This is a genomic window from Neorhizobium huautlense, assembly GCF_002968575.1.
Taxonomy (GTDB): Bacteria; Pseudomonadota; Alphaproteobacteria; order Rhizobiales; family Rhizobiaceae; genus Neorhizobium; species Neorhizobium huautlense.
Genome location: NZ_PVBM01000005.1, coordinates 232,550 through 251,688, shown reverse-complemented (window position 1 = coordinate 251,688; position 19,139 = coordinate 232,550). Strand labels below are relative to the sequence as shown.

The following is a 19,139-nucleotide window of genomic DNA, read 5'->3' as shown; positions in this document are numbered from 1 at the left end:
GGTCAAATCCCCCGCAATTCCTCCCGATGCCTGACCATCGCCAGGAACCGCCGGTAATCCCGGGCGTATTGCGCCGCACGCGCCGAATCCGGCAGCCGTTCGCTGCCGCCGCCGTCCATCGCCCGCCCCGCCTCGAACAGGCTCGGCTGCACGCCGCCGGCGACCGCCGCGGTCATTGCCGTGCCGAGCAGAACGGCGTCTCGGTTTTGTGGGATCACCACCTTGCATCCTGTCACGTCCGCATAAAGCTCGACCAGCAGCGGGTTGTTCACATGGCCGCCGGTGACATGCAGGGTGTCGAAACGATAGCCGTGATCGGCGAGCGTTTCGAGGATATGGCGGATGCCGAGCGCGATGGCGACTGAAGCGCGCCAGTAGAGCCGGCAAAGCCCGTCGAAGGAGGTGTCGAGAGTGAGCCCGCTGATGACGCCTGTCGCATGCGGATCGGCAAGCGGCGAGCGGTTGCCGTGAAAATCCGGCAGGACGTGAAGGTTCGGGGCAATGTCGCCATCGGTCTCTGCGCGCAATTCGCCGATGCGGGCGATGATGCGCCCGTGCAGGTCCGCTGTCGGCTCGCCGCCGGCGGCATGCATGTGTACCATATGGTCGAGCAGCGCGCCGGTCGCCGACTGGCCGCCCTCGACCACCCAATGGTTCGGCAGGACCGCTTCGTAGTAGGGGCCCCAGAGGCTTCGCCCGGGCTTTGCATCCCGTGCGAAGGCGACGACGCAGCTCGACGTGCCGCCGATCAGGGCAACGCTCGCCTCGAGTTCTGCTCTTCCCGACGCACCGCCGAGCACGCCCAAAGCGCCCGCATAGGCGTCGATCAGACCCGGCGCCACCTGAACGCCGGTATCGAGGCCGAGTTCCTCAGCTGCCTTCGCGCCGAGGCTGCCCATCGTGGCTCCGGCGCCGAGGGTCTCTTCCGGCAGGCCGCCCTTCTCCTTGAGGTCCTCCAGCCCGGCAAGCGCCCAGAAATCGGCGTTCCAGCCGGGATTTTCGTGGGCGAGATAGTTCCATTTGGCCGTCAGCGTGCAGCGTGAGCGATGACCCGAACCGGTCGCCTTCCAGGTGAGGAAATCGGCAAGGTCGAAGAAATAACCTGCCCTCGCCCAGCTCCCGGGCAGGTGTTTCTTCAGCCACATCAGCTTCGGCATTTCCATCTCGGGCGACAGCGAGCCGCCCGAAAATTCCAGCACCTTGTGGCCGGTGGCCGAAAGCAGATCGGCCTCCTCGATTGCCCGATGGTCGAGCCAGACGATGGTGTCCTGCGCGTCCCTGCCGGTCGTCGAGACGCTGAGCTGATTGCCATCGCGATCACGGGCGACGAGCGAACAGGTGGCATCGAAGCCGATCGCGGCGATGCGGTCCGGCGTGATTCCGGCCTCGCCCAGTGCTTCCTTCACGACGCGGCAGGCGGCGGCCCAGATGTCCTCCGAATCGTGCTCGGCGTGGTTTTCCTTCGGCCGGAACATCAGGATCGGCTGCTTAGCCTTTGCTAGGAGCCGCCCGCTGCGGTCAAACACTCCGGCACGTGCGCTGCCGGTGCCGATATCGACCGCGACGAGGTGATCACGCATCCGGATCTGTTTCCTGTCCCTGTGCCTGTCCCATATGCCGCTGCAAGCCTAAGCCTGCTGCGAAACGGAGCCATTGCGGCCCTCGACATATTTTCGGACAAGGTGGATCAAATCCGGCATCGCGTCAAACACCACTTCGGGCGAAAGCGCGTCGATCCTTTCCCGGTAGCCCGGAGTGCCGGCATGCGAACCGCCGACGAAGGCAAAAACGGCCATCCCGGCACGGTGGCCCGCCTCGATGCCGGCGGGACTGTCCTCGATGACAATGCAATTTTCCGGATCGGTCCCCATCTGGCTTGCCGCATGCAGGAAGAGGTCCGGCGCCGGCTTGCCGTGTGCAACCATAGCGGCGGAAAAGATGTTCGGTTCGAGCTTGTCGATGAGGCCCGTCAGCGTCAAGGACAGCCGGATGCGCTCCGGCTGGCTGGACGAGGCGACGCAGCGACGCAGATCAAGACCATCGAGCGCATCGGCAATGCCGGCCATGGGCTGCAACTCCCTGCGAAAGCGGGCGTAGAGATCGTGGCGCATGTCTTCCAGAAAGCTCTCGTCCGCCTCGACGGCGAATTCCTCGCGCATGGTCCTGGTAATGGTGGCGAGGCTGCGGCCGAGAAAGCGGCGATAGGCTTCCGTCTCGTCCATGTCGAGGCCCTTGCGGCGAAGGGCATCGACCAGAACGCGGACCGAAACGGGTTCGCTGTCGACGAGAACCCCGTCGCAATCGAAGATCACCAGTGGTCCCGCCGTTTGAAGCACTTTGCCAACCCGTTATTTGACAAGTTCGTCCCGAAGATAAAGTTCGAGCGTCCTGGCCGTCCCCTCCCTCCAGAGCGTCGAGAGCGCATGGGCGAAGCGTTTCCGGAACAGCTCGGATTTCGAAACCTCGCCGAAGATCTCGTCGAACACAAGAAAGGCGTCCGGGTTATCCCTGGCTTTCAGCGCGGCCGCGTGCAGCTTGTCGGCGCTGGCGTCGTTGAAGACGATCTCCCGGCCGCTATCTGACGTGCCGGCAAAGTAGCGGCACCAGAGCGCCGAGACGAGCGACAGGCCGATGATATCGAGGCCCTTGGCGAGCCGGTCGCGGGTGGACGGCAGGATGAATTTCGGCTGCCGGTTGGAACCGTCCTGCGCCAGCCGCGGAATGGTGTCGCCGATCTTCGGGTTGAGGAAACGGCGCTCGATCAGGCCGTAATAGTCGTTGAGATCGGTATCGGGCACCGGCGGCACGATCGGGATGATCTCGTCCTTTTCCAGCTTGGCGAGGAACGCGCGGATCAGCGGATGCTCCATCGCCTCATGCACGAAATGAATGTCGAGAAGTGCTGCCGGATAGGCGATTGCCGCATGGCCGCCATTCAGGATGCGGATCTTCATCAGCTCGTAGGGCGCAACATCGGGCACGAACTGGACGCCGACCTCTTCCAGCCGCGGTCGGCCGGAGGGAAAATTGTCCTCCATCACCCATTGCTTGAACTCTTCGCAGAAGACCGGCCAGTTGTCATCGATATCGAAATCGTTCCTGAGGATGCCGATCTCGCGCTGGCCGGTCGCGGGCGTGATGCGGTCGACCATCGAATTGGGAAACGCGACGTTGTCGTGGATCCAGCGGGCAAAGTCCGGATCGGCAAGTTTTGCGAGCCCTATGACGGTGTTCTCCGTCACCTCGCCGTTTCCGGGAATGTTGTCGCAGGACATGATGGTGAAGGGCGCAATACCCCTCGCCTTCCGCTCTCTGAGGCCGGCAAGGATGAGGCCGAAGACGGTTTTCGGACTATCGGGATTCCTGCTGTCCTCGGCGATCGCCGGATGGGCCGGGTTGAAGTGGCCGGCGGCATCGATGAAATAGCCTCCTTCGGTAATCGTCATCGAGACGATACGGATCGTCGGGTCCGCGAGCTTCTCGATCAGCGCCGCGGTTTCGCCCGGAGCGATGATATCGGTCATTGGCGCGGTGACGCGGGCGGCGGTCCTGTTGTTGTCCTGTTCGACCACGGTAGTGAGGAAATCCTGGGCCGCGAGCTTGTCGCGCATCGCCGCATCGGATGGCATGACGCCCGCGCCGATGATCGCCCAGTCATGTGCCTTGCCGGTGTTGAACAGGTCGTCGAGGTAGATCGCCTGATGGGCACGATGGAAATTACCCACCCCGAAATGCAGGATGCCGGGGGTCAAACTCTTCGGATCATAGGCCGGCACGGCGGCGGTGCGCGCCACGTCTTTCAAGCTCGCCAGCGAAAGTTTTACCGTCATTATCTTAACTCCAGTATGGCCTGAGAAATCCCAAGCCAATAATTCAGACCAAGACCTGGACCCCGATTGAAAGCCGCGGTCGGCAGGCGTCTTGCACTCCCCTCGCCGTCATCCTCGGGCTTGTCCCGAGGATCTATCCACGCCTACCCTGCTGAACCGGCTTAGATGCTCGGGACAAGCCCGAGGATGACGGCGGAGAACACAGCGCCCCCGTCGGCATCTTATCCCCGGATCGCCAGCCCCTTGTCGTCGAAACGATGCAGCTTGGACTCGTCCGGGGTCATGTAGACCGTATCGCCATGATAGGCGCCGAACTCGCCGTCGCAGCGCGCGGTGATGGGACCGATACCGTCGACATCGAGGTGCAGGAACGTATCGGCGCCGAGATGTTCGGCGACCTTCACGGTGCCGCGCCAGGTGCCACTGTCCTTCGAGAGGCCGAGGTGTTCCGGACGGATGCCGGCGGTCCTGGCGCTCCTCGACTGGGCATAGGCTCCGTCGATGAAATTCATCTTTGGCGAACCGATGAAGCCGGCGACGAAGAGGTTGCGCGGCGACTTGTAAAGGTCGAGCGGCGAGCCGACCTGCTCGATATTTCCGCGGTTCAAGACGACGATCTTGTCGGCCATGGTCATGGCCTCCACCTGGTCATGGGTGACGTAGACCATCGTCGTCTTAAGCTGATGATGCAGATCGCTGATTTCGAGCCGCATCGTGCCGCGCAGGGCCGCGTCGAGGTTCGACAGGGGCTCATCGAACAGGAAGGCAGAGGGTTCGCGCACGATGGCGCGGCCGATCGCGACACGCTGGCGCTGGCCGCCGGAAAGCTGCGAGGGGCGGCGCTCCAGATAGTCGGTGAGGTTCAGAACGCGGGCGGCGGCCTCTACCTTCTTGTCGATCGCCGACTGCTCCATCTTCGCCATCTTCAGCGGGAAGGCGATGTTCTTCCTGACGCTCATATGCGGATAAAGCGCATAGGACTGGAAGACCATAGCCAGGCCGCGCTCGGCGGGTGCTGCGTGGGTGACGTCCTTGCCGTCGATCAGGATCTGGCCGCCGGAAACGTCTTCGAGACCGGCAATCAGCCGCAGCAGCGTGGACTTGCCGCAGCCCGACGGGCCTACGAAAACGACGAATTCGCCGTCGTTGATCTCGAGGTCGATCGAAGGGATGACCTTCGCTTCGCCGAAGACCTTCGACACTTGTCTGAGCGTGATGCTGCCCATATCCGTATTCCTTACTTAACCGCGCCGAAGGTCAGGCCGCGAACGAGTTGTTTCTGGCTGAACCAGCCGAGGATGAGGATCGGCGCGATCGCCATGGTCGAGGCCGCCGATAGTTTCGCCCAGAAGAGGCCTTGCGGACTGGAGAACGAGGCGATGAAGGCCGTCAGCGGCGCCGCATTGGTTGTCGACAACCGGATCGTCCAGAAGGCTTCGTTCCAGGCGAGGATGATGTTCAAGAGCAGCGTCGAGGCAATGCCGGGCACCGCCATCGGCGTCAGCACGTAGACGATCTCCTGCCAGAGGCCGGCGCCGTCCATGCGTGCCGCTTCCAGGATCTCGCCCGGAATCTCGCGGAAATAGGTGTAGAGCATCCACACGACGATCGGTAGGTTGATCAGCGTCAGCATGACGGTGAGCCCGATGCGAGTGTCGAGCAGCCCGAAATCGCGGAACATCAGGTAGATCGGCACCAGCACCGCCACCGCCGGCATCATCTTGGTGGAGAGCATCCACATCAGGATGTCCTTGGTTCGCTTGGTCGGCGAGAATGCCATGGCCCAGGCCGACGGGATCGCGATGATCAGCGCCAGGATGGTCGAACCGACCGCCAGCACGACCGAGTTCATGAACGGCTTGAAATAGTCGCGTTGCGTCTGCACCGTCACATAGTTCTCGAACGTGCCGGAAGGGATCAGGCTGAAGCCGGCGATTGCTTCCGGCTCCGTCTTCACGCTGGTGATCAGCGTGTAGAGGATCGGGAAAAAGATGATGAGGGCGACGATCCAGGCAAAAACCGTGGCGGTGACCTTGTGTCTTGTCGTGACATTGCGAGCCATATCCGTCTCCTATCGATCCAGGTTCTTGCCGACAGCGCGCATCAGGAAGAAGGCGACGATATTGGCGAGAACGACCGCGATGATGCCGCCTGCCGAGGCGCCGCCGACGTCGTAGCCGAGAAGCGCCGTGCGGTAGATCAGGAAGGCGAGGTTGGTGGAGGCATAACCCGGGCCGCCATTGGTGGTGACGAGGATTTCCGCGTAAACCCCAAGCAGGAAGATCGTCTGGATCAGGATGACGACCGTGATGGCGCGGGCGAGATGCGGCAGCACCAGATAGATGAAGCGGTTGAAGAAATTGGCCCCGTCCATCTCCGCCGCTTCCTTCTGTTCGCCGTCGAGCGACTGCAGCGCAGTGAGCAGGATCAGGGTGGCGAAAGGCAGCCATTGCCAGGCAACGATGACGACGATCGAAAACAGCGGATATTGCGCGAACCAGTCGACGGGCCGGAGACCGAAGAACTTGGCGATATCCGCCAGCACACCATAGCCCGGATGCATGATCATGTTCTTCCAGATCAGCGCCGCGACCGGCGGCATGACGAAGAAGGGCGAGATCACCAGGATGCGGACGATGCCCTGGCCGAAGATCGGCTGGTCGAGCAGAAGCGCGATCGCAATACCGCCCACCACGGTGATCAGCAGCACCCCGCCGACGATGACCAGCGTATTCCAGATCGACTGGAAGAAGGCCGGATCGGTATAGAAATACTCGTAGTTGAAGAAACCGGTGAAGCTCACATTGGCGGGATTGAGCAGATTGTAGTTCTGGAACGAGAACCACAATGTCATCGCCAGGGGAACGATCATCCAGACGAGAAGAAGCAAGACGGAGGGCGCCATCATCAGGCGCGCCAACGTTTTCGTGTTTTGCGTTGCCATATCGACGCCCTCCCTCTGTTGCCCCGCGCCTTTTTTCTTTGGGAAGGAGACCGGCGCAGGAACATCGCTGCTTTTGTTGTATCAGTGACGGATTGTAGCTTGACCGCCCGGTGGAAAAGAGGACCGGGCGGCCGATGCTCGGGAGGTTACTTGATGTAGCCGGCGCGGGTCATTTCGCGCTTGGTGGCCGACTGGGCCTGTGCGAGCGCATCATCCACCGAGGACTGCCCGGCGACCACCGCGGAGAAGAGCTGGCCGACATTCGTGCCGATCGCCTGGAATTCAGGGATCGCGACGAACTGGCCGCCGGTGTAGGGCACCGGCTTGACAGTCGGCTTGGTGATGTCGGCCGCACCCATCGCTGCAAGCGTCGGAGCCGCGAAGGCTGCGGCCTTCTTGTATTCGGCGTTGTTGTAGAGCGAGGTGCGGGTGCCCGGAGGAACGTTCGCCCAGCCTTCCTTGGACGCGACGAGCTGGGTGTATTCCTTGCTGGTCGCCCAGGAGATGAACTTCTGAGCCGCGTCGCCCTTCTTGGAGGAGGTCGGGACGGCAAGGTTCCAGGACCACAGCCAGTTGCCGTGGTTGTTGACGCCTTCCTTGCTCGGGAAGAGCGCATAGCCCACCTTGTCGGCAACGGTCGAATCCTTCGGATTGGAAACGAAGGAAGCCGCAACCGTGGCGTCCATCCACATGCCGCACTTGCCCTGCTGGAACAGCGTCAGGTTCTCGTTGAAGCCGTTCGAGGAAGCGCCCGACGGACCGGCATCCTTCATCAGATCGACGTAGAACTGAAGAGCGGCCTTCCATTCCGGCTGGTCGAACTGCGGGTTCCACTTTTCGTCGAACCAGCGGCCGCCGAAGGAATTGGTGAGTGCCGTAACAAAGGCCATGTTCTCGCCCCAACCGGCCTTGCCGCGCAGGCAGATGCCGTTGATGTCGTTGGCGCGGTCGGTGATCTTGCGGGCAGCATCGCCGATGAATTCCCAGGTCGGGTTTTCCGGCATCTTGAGGCCCGCTTTGTCGAACAGGTCCTTGCGGTACATGATCATCGCGGACTCGCCATAGAACGGCGCGGCGTAAAGCTTTCCGTCGACCGTCAGACCGCCCTTGATCGCCGGCAGTATGTCGTTGGCGTCGTATTTGTCGCCGAGCTTGTTGAGCTCCAGCAGCCAGCCCTGTTTCGCCCAGATCGGCACTTCGTAGTTGCCGATCGTGAGGATGTCGTACTGGCCGCCCTTGGTGGCGATGTCGGTGGTGACGCGCTCACGCAGCACGTTCTCTTCCAGCGTGACCCAGTTGATCTCGATATCCGGATTGGCCTTGGTGAACTCCGAAGTCAGGCCCTGCATGCGGACCATATCGCCGTTGTTGACGGTAGCAATCGTGAGAGTTTCAGCCGAAGCCGCGGTGGAGAAAATGCCGGCAAACGCCAGCGCCGAGCAGGCGCCCAGCAAAACCGTCTTCAATGTCATATCTTCCTCCCAGAAGATGAGTAACGAGCATTCGCTTTGCTCGTGGGCAATTACTCATCAACCCACACGGAAAGTCAATCGCCTTTCGTCGCTGCACTGCAGCGGAGACGGGACATGCCATTGATTCAACAGTGGATAATTTTGCTCAAACGGAGAGCAATTGCTCGGCAGTGGCTTCATCCGTGATGATGCCGTTGATGATTTTGCCCTTCAGCGCGCCGGAAATTGCCGCAAACTTTTTCCTGCCCAGGGCGATTCCGATAACCGAAGACTTTTCGCGGGACGGGATTGGAACACTGGCAACGCGATCATTGATGGAATTGCCGAGCAATTGCCCTTCGCGATCGTAAATCCAGCCGCAGATCTCGCCGGCAGCGCCGCTCTTGACCAGGTCCAGCATCTCCTCCTTGCCGAGGAACCCGTCAATGCACAGAGGACCGTCGACGCCCAGTTCGCCGATGCCGACGAATGTGACGTCCGCCTGAGCGCCGAGTTCCAGTGTTGAACGAACCAGCGCTTGGCCGTGCAGCGTTTCGCGCTCCGCCGCCGACGAACAGAGGACCGGCAGCGGCATCGGGAAATGCCGTGCCTTGATCGCGTCCGCCATGGAGAAGATGACGTTGTAGTAAGCGGCTGAGCCGTCTGGGCCGATATTGCCGGTGAGCGAGACGATCCGGTGCTGCAGACATTCCATCGGCGGCAATTGGTCGACGGCGGCTTTCAGCGTACGGCCTGTTCCGATGGCGATGATGATCGGGTCCGGACGCTTGAGCCAGCGCTCGATCTCGGCAGCAGCCGCTTCGGCGATGCCGACCGTGCTGGAGACGCCGGCAGGATCGCTCGGCACGACCTCCGAATGGCGCAGGCCGTATTTCTTGCGCAGCGCTTCGGCAAGTTCCAGGCAGGCCGCTATCGGATGATCGAGACGCACCTTGATGAGACGTTCGGCCACCGCGAGCGAGACCAGCCGCTGTGCCGATTGCCTCGAGATGCTCATGGCCGCGGCAATCTCGTCCTGGGTGCGCCCCGCAACATAATAGAGCCACCCGGCCCGCGCCGCATCATCGAGCCGTCCTTGCGTATCAGACCGTTTTGCCATGGCAGAAAATCTCCTCCGCGCGTTGCTGCCACGTTTTGCGAGTTTCTGTCAAACGGGTGTAAAGGCGATAGGAAACCTCAAGCCACCTGCACCAGATGCCCCACGCCCACCTCGCGATATTCCCGTCTCGGCGGTACGTAGCCGACGGGGCGGATCGGGCTTTTGATCTCATCCGTCGACATGTTGCGCTTGACCCTGCGGCGCGAGGGATCGGGGATCGGCACGGCCGACATCAGCTTGCGGGTATAGGGATGTTGCGGATTTTCAAATACCGCCGCCCGCGGGCCGATCTCGACGATTTCGCCAAGATACATGACGGCAACCCGGTGGCTGACCCGCTCCACCACCGCCATGTCGTGGGAAATGAACAGGAAAGCGAGGTTCAGGCTCTGCTGCAGGTCCAAAAGCAGATTGCAGACCTGCGCCTTGATCGACACGTCGAGTGCGGAGACCGCCTCGTCCGCCACGATCACCTTCGGATCGAGCATCAGCGCCCGGGCGATCGCGATGCGCTGCCGTTGGCCGCCTGAGAATTCGTGCGGAAAGCGTTTCATCATGTCGGCGGAAAGGCCGACCTTGTCCATCAGGCTCGCCGCCTTGTCGCGCGCCTGTTGCTTGGTCCCGAGATTGTGCTCGATGAACGGCTCCATCACCGCCGACCCGATGCTCATGCGCGGGTTGAGCGAGGCGAAGGGATCCTGGAAGACCATCTGGATCGAACGGCGCATCTTGCGCAGCGTCGGCTGGTCGAGCTTCATCACCTCATAGCCGTCGAGCATCACCTCGCCGCTGGTCGGCGTGATGAGACGCGTGACCGAGCGGCCGGTGGTCGACTTGCCGCAGCCCGATTCGCCGACGAGCGACAGCGTTTCGCCTTCGAAAAGATTGAAGGAAACCTTCTCCACCGCGTGCACGGCGCCGCTTTTGCGGCCGAAAAGGCCGGAATGGATGTCGAAGCGGGTGGTTAGATCCTTGACATCGAGGATCGGCGTCTTTCCCTTGGCGACAGTGTCGGCGACATCCGCTAGCGGTTGCTGTTCGCCGGTTTTGACGTCGATGATCGGGAATCGCAAGGGAAGCTTGCGCTCGCCCATCGACCCGAGCCGCGGCACGGCGGACAGGAGTGCTCGCGTGTAGGGATGCCTGCCGCGATGGAAGATGTCGTCGGTTTCCCCCGTCTCCACGGCATCGCCCCGATACATGACGATGGTGCGGTCGGCGACTTCGGCCACGACACCCATGTCGTGGGTGATGAAGAGAACCGACATGCCCTCCTCTTCCTGCAGCACCTTGATGAGGTCGAGGATCTGCCCCTGGATGGTGACGTCGAGCGCCGTGGTCGGCTCGTCGGCGATCAACAGCTTCGGCTTGGAGGCGAGCGCCATGGCGATCATCACCCGCTGGCGCATGCCACCCGAAAACTGGTGCGGATATTCATCGAAGCGGCTTTTCGCGTTCGGGATCCGCACCTTTTCGAGCAGGCGGATCACCTCCGCCTTGGCTTCGGCCTTGGAAATCTCCGTGTGGACGGTGAGAGCTTCGGCGATCTGCTTGCCGATCGGAAAGATCGGGTTGAGCGAGGTCATCGGCTCCTGGAAGATCATCGAGATGTCGTTACCGCGCACCTGCCGCATCTGCTCTTCGGGAAGGGATAGAAGCTCCCGGCCGTTGAGGAAGACCTGTCCTTCGATCCGGCTCGAATTCTTCGGCAGGAGCCGCATGATCGAAAGCGACGTGACGCTTTTTCCCGAGCCGGATTCACCGACGATCGCCACCGTTTCACGCGGCGCCACGTCGAAGGAAATATTGCGGACCACCGTGCGCCATTCGTCGTTCACGCGAAACGAGGTTGACAGATTACGCACCGAAAGGACCGGGGTCACCGAACCGCCGCCCTGTTCCATTGCAGTTCCCGAAAGCAGCATGGAAAATTCTCCTTGAGGTTCGGATGTCAGGCGGCGAGTGCTGTTTCGGCGAGCGTCACCCAATAGCTGACGCCGTAGGGAATGGCCTCGTCGTTGAAATCATAAGCCGCATTGTGGAGGCTTGCGGTATCGCCGTTGCCGATGAAGATGAACGCGCCGGGCCGGGTTTCCAGCATGTAGGAGAAATCTTCCGCTCCCATATGCGGCGGAACATTGGTGTGCACGGCTCTGGAGCCCGCAACCTTGCTGGCGATCTCCACAGCGAAATCGGTCTCCTCGTCATGATTGAAGGTGACGGGGTATCCGCGGTTATAGACGATCTCCGCGGTCGCGCCATGGGCGATTGCGGTCGACTGGGCTACTTCCGTCAGTCGTTTTTCGGCAAAATCGCGGGTTTCCGGAAGCAGGGTACGCACCGTGCCGGCCAGCTTGACATAGGCGGGAATGACGTTGCTCGCCTCGCCGCCGTGGATCGATGCGACGGTCACCACGAGCGACTTCAAAGGATCGGTCTCGCGTGAGACGATCGACTGCAGCGCAACGACGATATGCGAGGCCGCGAGGACCGGATCGATCGAAAGATGCGGCTGCGCGGCATGGCTGCCGCGGCCATGGACGGTGATCTCGAACGTGTCGGCAGCCGCCATGGTCGAACCCTTGCGGATCGCAAAGCTGCCGACCGGCAGGCGTGGCTCATTGTGCATGCCGAACACCTGGGCGATGCCGAACCTCTCCATCAGGCCGTCGTTGATCATCGCCAACGCGCCCGCCCCACCCTCTTCGGCCGGCTGAAAGATTACCGCGACGGAACCCTTGAAATTCCGGGTTTCGGCGAGATATTGGGCAGCGCCGAGCAGCATTGCGGTATGGCCGTCATGGCCGCAGGAATGTGCCTTGCCAGGTGTCTTCGAGGCCCAGGGTTTGCCGGAGGTTTCGAGGATCGGCAGCGCGTCCATGTCGGCCCGGAAACCGACAACAGGGCCTTCGCCCTGATTGCCCTTGATGACGGCGACGACGCCGGTCTGGCCGATGCCCGTCTCGACGATATCGCAGCCGAAGGATCTCAGCTTTTCGGCGACGAATTTGGAGGTCTCGTGAACGTCGTAGAGCAGCTCCGGATTCTGGTGCAGATGGCGCCTCCATTCGGCGACTTGATCCTGCATTTCCGCGACGCGATTGATGACTGGCATGATCGAGACCTCGTTGTCTTTCTCTGTTTCCCACTCTGGTCGGGGCGGATATTGCGACGCATAAAGCAGGTTTTGCAAGCTTCAATTTTCCGGCTTGAACGGAAAATAGGCCTATGCTTAGATGGCTCAAATTTTGATCATGCTCGCTTCAGGCGACACGGTTTAACTTGTTTTGAGTATAATTTTCGAGGAGGATAAAAGGAAAAATCGTCCTGCGAAGTCAACAAGTTACAAAACGCCTTCGCGGACCCCAGGCTCCAAATTCCGGCATGACCGGAAGGCCCGTCAACACAACTCATAAGAGAACGACAAGGGGAATAACAGCATGAAAAACCGCAAACTTCTTCTGGCTGGCACGGTTGCCGCGCTTGCCTTCGCCGGCTCCGCCGCCCATGCCGAACGAGGCACCGACGGCGACCTGAAGATCCTCTTCTGGCAGGCCGTCTCCACCCTTAATCCTTACCTGTCCGGCGGCACCAAGGAAGTCTATTCATCCTCTATGGTGATCGAACCGCTCGCCCGTTACGACGAGAAGGGCGAACTCGTGCCGATGCTGGTCACCGAGATCCCGACGATCGAGAACGGTGGCGTCGCCAAGGACCTGCTTAGCATGACCTGGAAGCTGAAATCCGGCGTCAAGTGGTCGGATGGCACGCCTTTTACGGCCGATGATGTCATTTTCACCTGGAAATATTGCGTCGCGCCGGATGGCGGCTGCGCGCAGAAGGCCCAGTATGAAGGCGTCACGAGCGTCGAAGCTCCGGACCCGATGACCGTCAAGATCACTTTTTCCGAACCGAAGCCCTATCCCTACAGCGCCTTCGTCGGCGCCCAGTCCCCGGTGATCCAGAAGAAGCAGTTCGAAAACTGCGTCGGCGCCAAGGCTCCGGGCTGCACCTCGGCCAACTTCGGCCCGATCGGCACCGGTCCCTTCGTCGTCAAGGAATTCAAGCCGAACGACGTCATCACCTTCGAGGCCAACAAGAACTATCGCGATCCCGCCAAGCCGGCGTTTGCAACCGCGACCCTGAAGGGCGGCGGCGATGCCGCTTCGGCCGCACGCGCCGTTCTGGAAACGGGCGAGTTCGACTATGCCTGGAACATGCAGGTCGAGCCGGAAGTGCTGGCCACCATGCTGAAAGCCGGCAAGGGCGAACTCGTGACCGCCTTCGGCACCCAGGTCGAACGTATCAACCTCAATTGGTACAACCCGGATCCGAAGCTCGGCGACAAGCGCTCCACCAAGGAAGCAGGCCCGCATCCGGCCCTGAAAGACCCGGCTGTCCGCCGCGCGCTTTCGCTGGCGATCGATCGCAGCGTGATCGACGAGGCCGGTTACGGCGAAGCTGGCAAGCCGACCTGCAATATCGTTCCTGCGCCGGAAGCCTATGCATCGACCAAGAACGACAGCTGGTGCCTCAAGCAGGACGTTGACGCGGCCAACAAGCTGCTCGACGACGCCGGCTGGAAAAAGGGCGGCGACGGCATCCGCGCCAAGGATGGCGTGAAACTGTCTTTCCTCTACCAGACTTCGACCAACTCTGTCCGTCAGGCGACGCAGGAACTCGTCAAGGACATGTGGTCGCAGATCGGCGTGGGTGCCGAACTGCGCAACGTCAGCGCTTCGGTTTTCTTCGGTGGTGACCCGGCAAGCCCTGACACCTTTCAGAAGTTCTATGCCGACGTCGAAATGTACACCAACAACTTCGACGGCACCGACCCGGAAAAGTACCTGGCCGAATGGCTGTGCGACAAGGTTCCGAGCCCGGAGAACGGCTGGCAGGGCCAGAACATCCCGCGTTACTGCAACCCGGCTTATGACAAGCTCGTCGGCGAGCTCTCCAAGACCGCTGATATTTCCAAGCGTGAAGAACTTGCCAAGCAACTCAACGACATGCTGACCGAAGAGGGTGCGCATATCCCGCTCATCCACCGCGGCAGCGTCTCCTCGCATTCCGTAAAGCTTGACGGCGTTCGGATGAACGCCTGGGACTCCGAACTTTGGAACGTCGCCGACTGGTCGCGCAAGAAGTAACGACGATCGCCGGGCCTCGCCTTTGAGCGTAGGCCCGGCGAACGCCCTTCCTTCCGCGCCAGTTCGGAGAGTTCTCGATGTTCACATACACTTTGCGGCGATTGCTTTTTGCAATCCCGACGCTGCTGGTTATCAGCTTCGTCATCTTTGCGCTGCTGGATCTTGCGCCCAGCGATCCGACCGGCGACCTGCCGTTGACGATCCCCCCGGAAGTCCGCGAACAGATCCGCGCTTCTCTCGGCCTCGATCAACCTTTCCTCATCCGCTACCTGAAATGGCTGCAGCAATTCTTCATCAATGAACCGCTCAACATTTTCGAAAGCCTCACCGGCTGGCAGGTCGGCGACGGCGAGCGCATGCGGGTGCTCTCCTGGGCGACCCGAAGCCCGGTGGTCGATCTGATCGTCCAGCGCCTGCCGCAGACCCTCTGGGTGGTCGGTCTCGCCTATCTCTTCGGCGTCCTGATCGCCATCCCGATCGGCGTCATTTCCGCCTACAAGCAGTATTCGATCTTCGACCAGATCGGCACCTTCCTGGCCATGGTCGGCTATTCCGTTCCGACCTTCTTCACCGGCGTCCTCCTGATCGTCATCTTCTCCTCCTATCTGCAATGGTTTCCGTCGGTCTACGACACCAATCTGAGGGTCACGGACTTTGGAAGTTTCATTGCGCAAATGAAGCAGATGATACTGCCCGTCACGGTCCTGGCTCTCTTCAACGCGTCCCAGATCACCCGTTTCGTGCGGGCCTCGATGCTGGACAACCTGCATCAGGACTATGTGCGGACCGCCCGCGCCAAGGGCGTCAAGGAAAAGTCCGTCCTGCTCATCCATGTGCTGCGCAACAGCCTGATCCCTGTGGTGACGGTCATTGCGCTCGGCGTCCCGACGATCTTCTCGGGCGCCATCATCACGGAGCAGATCTTTCGCGTAAATGGCCTCGGCCAATTGCTGATCACTGCCGTGCAGGGGGCGGATATCCCGCTCGTGCAGACGCTCACCTTCATCTTCGCGGTGCTGATCGTGCTCTTCAACCTCATCGCCGACGTACTCTACGGCATTCTTGATCCGAGGATCCGTTATGACTGATGCGACCATCGTAACCGCACCGCCCGCCAAGGCCGCCTCGCCCGCTCGTTCCGCCCTCGTCGATATATGGCGACAGTTTCGCGCTCACAGAGGCGGCGTCGTCGGGCTTATCGTCTTCACGTTCATCGTGACGGCGGTCTTCGTCGGCCCGTATATCCACCGGGTGGCCCCGAATGCCATCAACATCCGCGACAAAAACCAGTGGCCGTCGCTCGCTCACCCGTTCGGCACCGACAACCTGGGCAAGGACATGCTTGCCCAGGTGCTCGCCGGCGGACGCATCTCGCTTGCCGTCGGCATCACCGCCATGCTGCTGGCGCTCTTCCTCGGAACGCTGGTCGGTGTCGTCTCCGGCTATATCCGAAGGCTCGACGGGCCACTGATGCGCATCACCGACCTGTTCCTGGCGCTGCCGCTCCTGCCTTTGCTGCTCGTCATCATCATGCTGTTCCGCGACACGCTCCGCGCCGCCTTCGGACCGGAAACCGGCATCTTCATCCTGATCGTCTTCGTGATCGGGATCACCAGCTGGATGCACACTGCCCGTATCGTCCGCGGCGACGTGCTGGCGGTAAAAAGCCAGGAATTCATCCTGGCGGCGAAATCGAGCGGCATGCGGGAGTACCGGATCATCCTGAGGCATATCCTGCCCAACGTGCTGAGTTCCATCATGGTCTCGGCCACGCTCGGCATCGCTTCGGCGATTATCACGGAGTCGGCTCTTAGCTTCCTGGGCCTTGGTTTCCCCTCGGATTTCCCGACCTGGGGACGCCTCCTGTTCGACGGCGCAAATTTCCTGCAGCTCACACCATCGCGCGTGCTCTGGCCGGGCCTGGCGATCTCGCTCACTGTGCTCAGCGTCAATTATATGGGCGACGCAATCCGCGACGCGCTGGATCCAAGGGCGTTGAAACACTGATCCGCCCCCATGCACCCAGATGGCGGCTTCGGCCGCCATTTTTGTTTTGTCCTCGGCCGGAACCCGCAACCGGATCATCTCGTTCAACTGCGTGGTGGAATGACCCACCCCACAAACACGGGAGCAAGACGATGAACTGGAATCAGGTGGAAGGAAATTGGGAACAGTTCAAAGGCAAAGTTCAGAGCCAGTGGGGCAAGTTGACCGGCGATGATCTGGATGTCATCGCGGGCAACCGCAAGCAGCTCGCCGGCAAGATCCAGGAACGCTACGGCAAGGCACAGGACGAGGCCGATCGGGAAGTCGACGACTGGCTCCGCCGGCACTGAATTTTTTTTCGAGGGTCCCGGAACCTATTCCGGGACCACTCGTTATAGCAGTGTTCGAAGGCAACCCCCCGTCCCCCGCCCTACAAAAGCCTTCGGACATACTCTTCAATCCCCCTCGAAGAGACGAACTGGCTCGGCTCCGTCAATCGGAACCGGGCCAGCTCAGTTTTGGGGACAAGCAAGCAGGCAGCGGTATCTTCCATCACGGCGACACACGGAGGTAGCATCCCTCGTCGCGACGTCGAAGTCTCCCTCGATCTTCTTAGTCGTTGGCGCCTTCCAGAGGAAAAACCAGCCTGTAGCTGATGCGGTCATAGGCGATGACATATTGAGCCTTGCCGTTGACGGCAGCCGGGACGACGCGCTCCAGCACGGTGCTGCCGAAATGCGCCTTCAACGCCTCTTCATGCTCCTGCGAGTTGACGGCCGCTTCCAGAACCTCGTCCCAGACGATCTCCAGCACGTCATGGCCGTCAAGTTGCATGCGCCCGCAGGTGATATTGATGACGCGGCCGCTGCGCAGAAGCGACCCGTGGCTTACCGCATTGACGATCAGTTCGTGCAAGGCGAGCCCGAGATGCAGCGATGCGTTCGGCGTCAGCAGCACGTTGTCGCCCTCGACACGCACCAGATGTTTGTTTTCCGGCAGGTATTTTTCCGTCTGCTGCTGCACGAGCTCGAAGAAATAAGCGCCGCGCCAGCTGGAATCGGTAATCAGGTCCTGGGATTGCGAAAGCGAATAGAGCCGCCCCCGGAACTTGTGCAGGAAAAGCTCGAGAGAGCCGGAATAACGGGCCGTCTGCAGCGCAATGCTCTGGATGATCGCAAGCAGGTTCTTGGAGCGGTGGCTGACTTCTCTCAACAGCGCCCGCAGCAGCCGCTCGCGATGGCGCTCCTCCGACCGGTCGATAATGGTGGTGACGAGGTGGATGCCGCGCTTTGAAAATTCCACCGCCTGCACGCGAAATTCGTAGACCTGCTCGGTTCCGACGGTGATTTCGATATGGCCGTTTTTGCCCGGCTCGGTGATGGCCGACTTGAGAGCCTTAAGCTTGGCGGCTACGTCTTCGCCAAAGAGGCTGATATCGCTCGGCGTCGTCACGTGCTCGGTTGCCCAGACCTCCGGAAGGTTTGTGACGAAGAGATAATTGAGGCGGGAATCCTGGATGATGACGCTCACGCCGAGATCCACGAGTGCCGGCATGAAAAATTCACGCAGTTTGTCATCGCTCTGACCAGCCTGCTGCCATGTCAGGGGATGCGACAATTTCCTCACTCCGTTGCGGACTTCCGGGGAAACCGGGGTGCCCGCTGGAGAGACCCCGGATTTGCAAGTTTGGCATTTATAGGACGTCGCAAGTGCTGGAACAACCCGGCAGCGACGACATCAGCTGCCGCTAAAGGAGTAGGCAGGGTCGCGCCAGCTGGCGACGACCGCTGTTCTCCTTGCGTCGCGCAGATCACGCAGCCGCCTTCACCGCCTCGTTGAAGAAGAGCGCCTGGCTGATCAGTGCCTTCACCATGTCCGGATTGAACGGCTTGGTGACGAGGAAGGCAGGCTCCGGGCGTTCGCCGGTCAGGAGCCGCTCCGGAAAAGCGGTAATGAAGATGACCGGCACACTGGACGACTTCAGGATTTCATTGACGGCGTCGATACCGGAGCTGCCGTCCGCAAGCTGGATATCGGCAAGCACCATCTTCGGATGAGACGTATTGAAGAGCGAAATCGCTTCCTTGTGGGTGCGCGCGATGCCCGTGACACGGTGTCCGAGGTCCTGCACCATCTGCTCGATATCAAGCGCAATCAGCGGTTCGTCTTCGATGATCATGATCTCCGTTGCAACCTGGCGGGAGATCTCGCGGGTCGCTTCATCGAGCAGGCGGTTGACTTCGCTGACGCTGACATCCAGCACCTCGGCTGTTTCCTCGATACTGAAACCTTCGACCGATATCAGCAGAAAAGCGTGCCGGGCCTGCGAGGGCAATGTCGACAGATTGGATGCCGCACGTTGCTCCCACGCGAAAGGCGACTCGATCGGCCGGATTTCGATGTTGGTGGAACCAAAAATCGTGACGAATAGTTTATAAAGCGAGACACGGTCCTTGGACGTTTCCGGGAATATAGAAACGTCTGCGATCAGCGCTTCCAGGACCGCAGCGACATAGGCGTCTCCCGAGGTCTGAGATCCGGTGACTGCCCTTGCATATCGACGCAGATAAGGAAGGTGAGACGCAACGCGTGTGGTAAGTGACATACAAAATCTCCCCTGATGCCCGACGGGCAATTGACCCATTATGAACGTGGGCA

At 60.9% G+C, this 19,139-nt stretch carries 16 protein-coding genes; 4 read left to right on the top strand and 12 right to left on the bottom strand.

Annotated elements, in window-relative coordinates; genetic code table 11:
- Nucleotides 1–2 precede the first annotated feature (2 nt).
- The 10 genes from C5L12_RS08200 to C5L12_RS08155 all read right to left on the bottom strand — a co-directional run bounded on the left by C5L12_RS08200 (nt 3) and on the right by C5L12_RS08155 (nt 12,460).
- Complete coding sequence (locus C5L12_RS08200; protein WP_105371533.1) at nt 3–1,580, bottom strand: FGGY-family carbohydrate kinase; 1,578 nt, start codon at nt 1,578–1,580, stop codon at nt 3–5.
- A 48-nt stretch (nt 1,581–1,628) separates the two neighbouring features.
- Complete coding sequence (locus C5L12_RS08195) at nt 1,629–2,336, bottom strand: HAD family hydrolase (RefSeq protein ID WP_162712376.1); 708 nt, start codon at nt 2,334–2,336, stop codon at nt 1,629–1,631.
- A gap of 12 nt (nt 2,337–2,348) precedes the next feature.
- Nucleotides 2,349–3,830 (bottom strand): mannitol dehydrogenase family protein, encoded by a 1,482-nt coding sequence (locus C5L12_RS08190; RefSeq protein ID WP_105371531.1) that lies wholly within the window; start codon nt 3,828–3,830, stop codon nt 2,349–2,351.
- 221 nt (nt 3,831–4,051) lie between these two features.
- On the bottom strand, nt 4,052–5,056 hold the full coding sequence (locus C5L12_RS08185) for an ABC transporter ATP-binding protein (RefSeq protein WP_105371530.1): 1,005 nt from the start codon (nt 5,054–5,056) through the stop codon (nt 4,052–4,054).
- Between the two features lie 11 nt (nt 5,057–5,067).
- Nucleotides 5,068–5,892, bottom strand: a complete 825-nt coding sequence (locus tag C5L12_RS08180) for a carbohydrate ABC transporter permease (protein ID WP_105371529.1) — start codon at nt 5,890–5,892, stop codon at nt 5,068–5,070.
- 9 nt (nt 5,893–5,901) lie between these two features.
- The gene (locus C5L12_RS08175; RefSeq protein ID WP_105371528.1) at nt 5,902–6,774 is read right to left on the bottom strand and encodes a carbohydrate ABC transporter permease; all 873 of its coding nucleotides are present in this window, start codon (nt 6,772–6,774) and stop codon (nt 5,902–5,904) included.
- Nucleotides 6,775–6,920: 146 nt separating this feature from the next.
- Nucleotides 6,921–8,246, bottom strand: a complete 1,326-nt coding sequence (locus C5L12_RS08170; RefSeq protein WP_105371527.1) for an ABC transporter substrate-binding protein — start codon at nt 8,244–8,246, stop codon at nt 6,921–6,923.
- Between the two features lie 145 nt (nt 8,247–8,391).
- Nucleotides 8,392–9,345, bottom strand: a complete 954-nt coding sequence (locus C5L12_RS08165; RefSeq protein WP_105371526.1) for a sugar-binding transcriptional regulator — start codon at nt 9,343–9,345, stop codon at nt 8,392–8,394.
- A gap of 77 nt (nt 9,346–9,422) precedes the next feature.
- Complete coding sequence (locus C5L12_RS08160) at nt 9,423–11,270, bottom strand: ABC transporter ATP-binding protein (RefSeq protein ID WP_105371525.1); 1,848 nt, start codon at nt 11,268–11,270, stop codon at nt 9,423–9,425.
- A gap of 26 nt (nt 11,271–11,296) precedes the next feature.
- Complete coding sequence (locus tag C5L12_RS08155; RefSeq protein ID WP_105371593.1) at nt 11,297–12,460, bottom strand: M20 aminoacylase family protein; 1,164 nt, start codon at nt 12,458–12,460, stop codon at nt 11,297–11,299.
- Nucleotides 12,461–12,785: 325 nt separating this feature from the next.
- Here C5L12_RS08155 and C5L12_RS08150 point away from each other — a divergent pair, with 325 nt between their 5' ends.
- From C5L12_RS08150 to C5L12_RS08135, 4 genes are all read left to right on the top strand, one after another.
- Nucleotides 12,786–14,495 (top strand): peptide ABC transporter substrate-binding protein, encoded by a 1,710-nt coding sequence (locus tag C5L12_RS08150; RefSeq protein WP_105371524.1) that lies wholly within the window; start codon nt 12,786–12,788, stop codon nt 14,493–14,495.
- 77 nt (nt 14,496–14,572) lie between these two features.
- On the top strand, nt 14,573–15,583 hold the full coding sequence (locus C5L12_RS08145; RefSeq protein WP_105371523.1) for an ABC transporter permease: 1,011 nt from the start codon (nt 14,573–14,575) through the stop codon (nt 15,581–15,583).
- Nucleotides 15,576–16,502 carry an ABC transporter permease gene (locus C5L12_RS08140; RefSeq protein ID WP_105371522.1) on the top strand — a complete coding sequence of 309 codons (927 nt, stop codon included), beginning with the start codon at nt 15,576–15,578 and terminating at the stop codon, nt 16,500–16,502. Before C5L12_RS08145 ends, C5L12_RS08140 begins: the two co-directional genes overlap by 8 nt.
- A gap of 131 nt (nt 16,503–16,633) precedes the next feature.
- Complete coding sequence (locus tag C5L12_RS08135) at nt 16,634–16,831, top strand: CsbD family protein (RefSeq protein WP_105371521.1); 198 nt, start codon at nt 16,634–16,636, stop codon at nt 16,829–16,831.
- A 262-nt stretch (nt 16,832–17,093) separates the two neighbouring features.
- On the opposite strand, the gene C5L12_RS08130 is transcribed toward C5L12_RS08135, so the two are convergent.
- Nucleotides 17,094–18,098 carry a sensor histidine kinase gene (locus tag C5L12_RS08130; RefSeq protein WP_245422809.1) on the bottom strand — a complete coding sequence of 335 codons (1,005 nt, stop codon included), beginning with the start codon at nt 18,096–18,098 and terminating at the stop codon, nt 17,094–17,096.
- 193 nt (nt 18,099–18,291) lie between these two features.
- Nucleotides 18,292–19,086 carry a response regulator gene (locus C5L12_RS08125; RefSeq protein ID WP_105371520.1) on the bottom strand — a complete coding sequence of 265 codons (795 nt, stop codon included), beginning with the start codon at nt 19,084–19,086 and terminating at the stop codon, nt 18,292–18,294.
- Nucleotides 19,087–19,139: the final 53 nt, after the last annotated feature.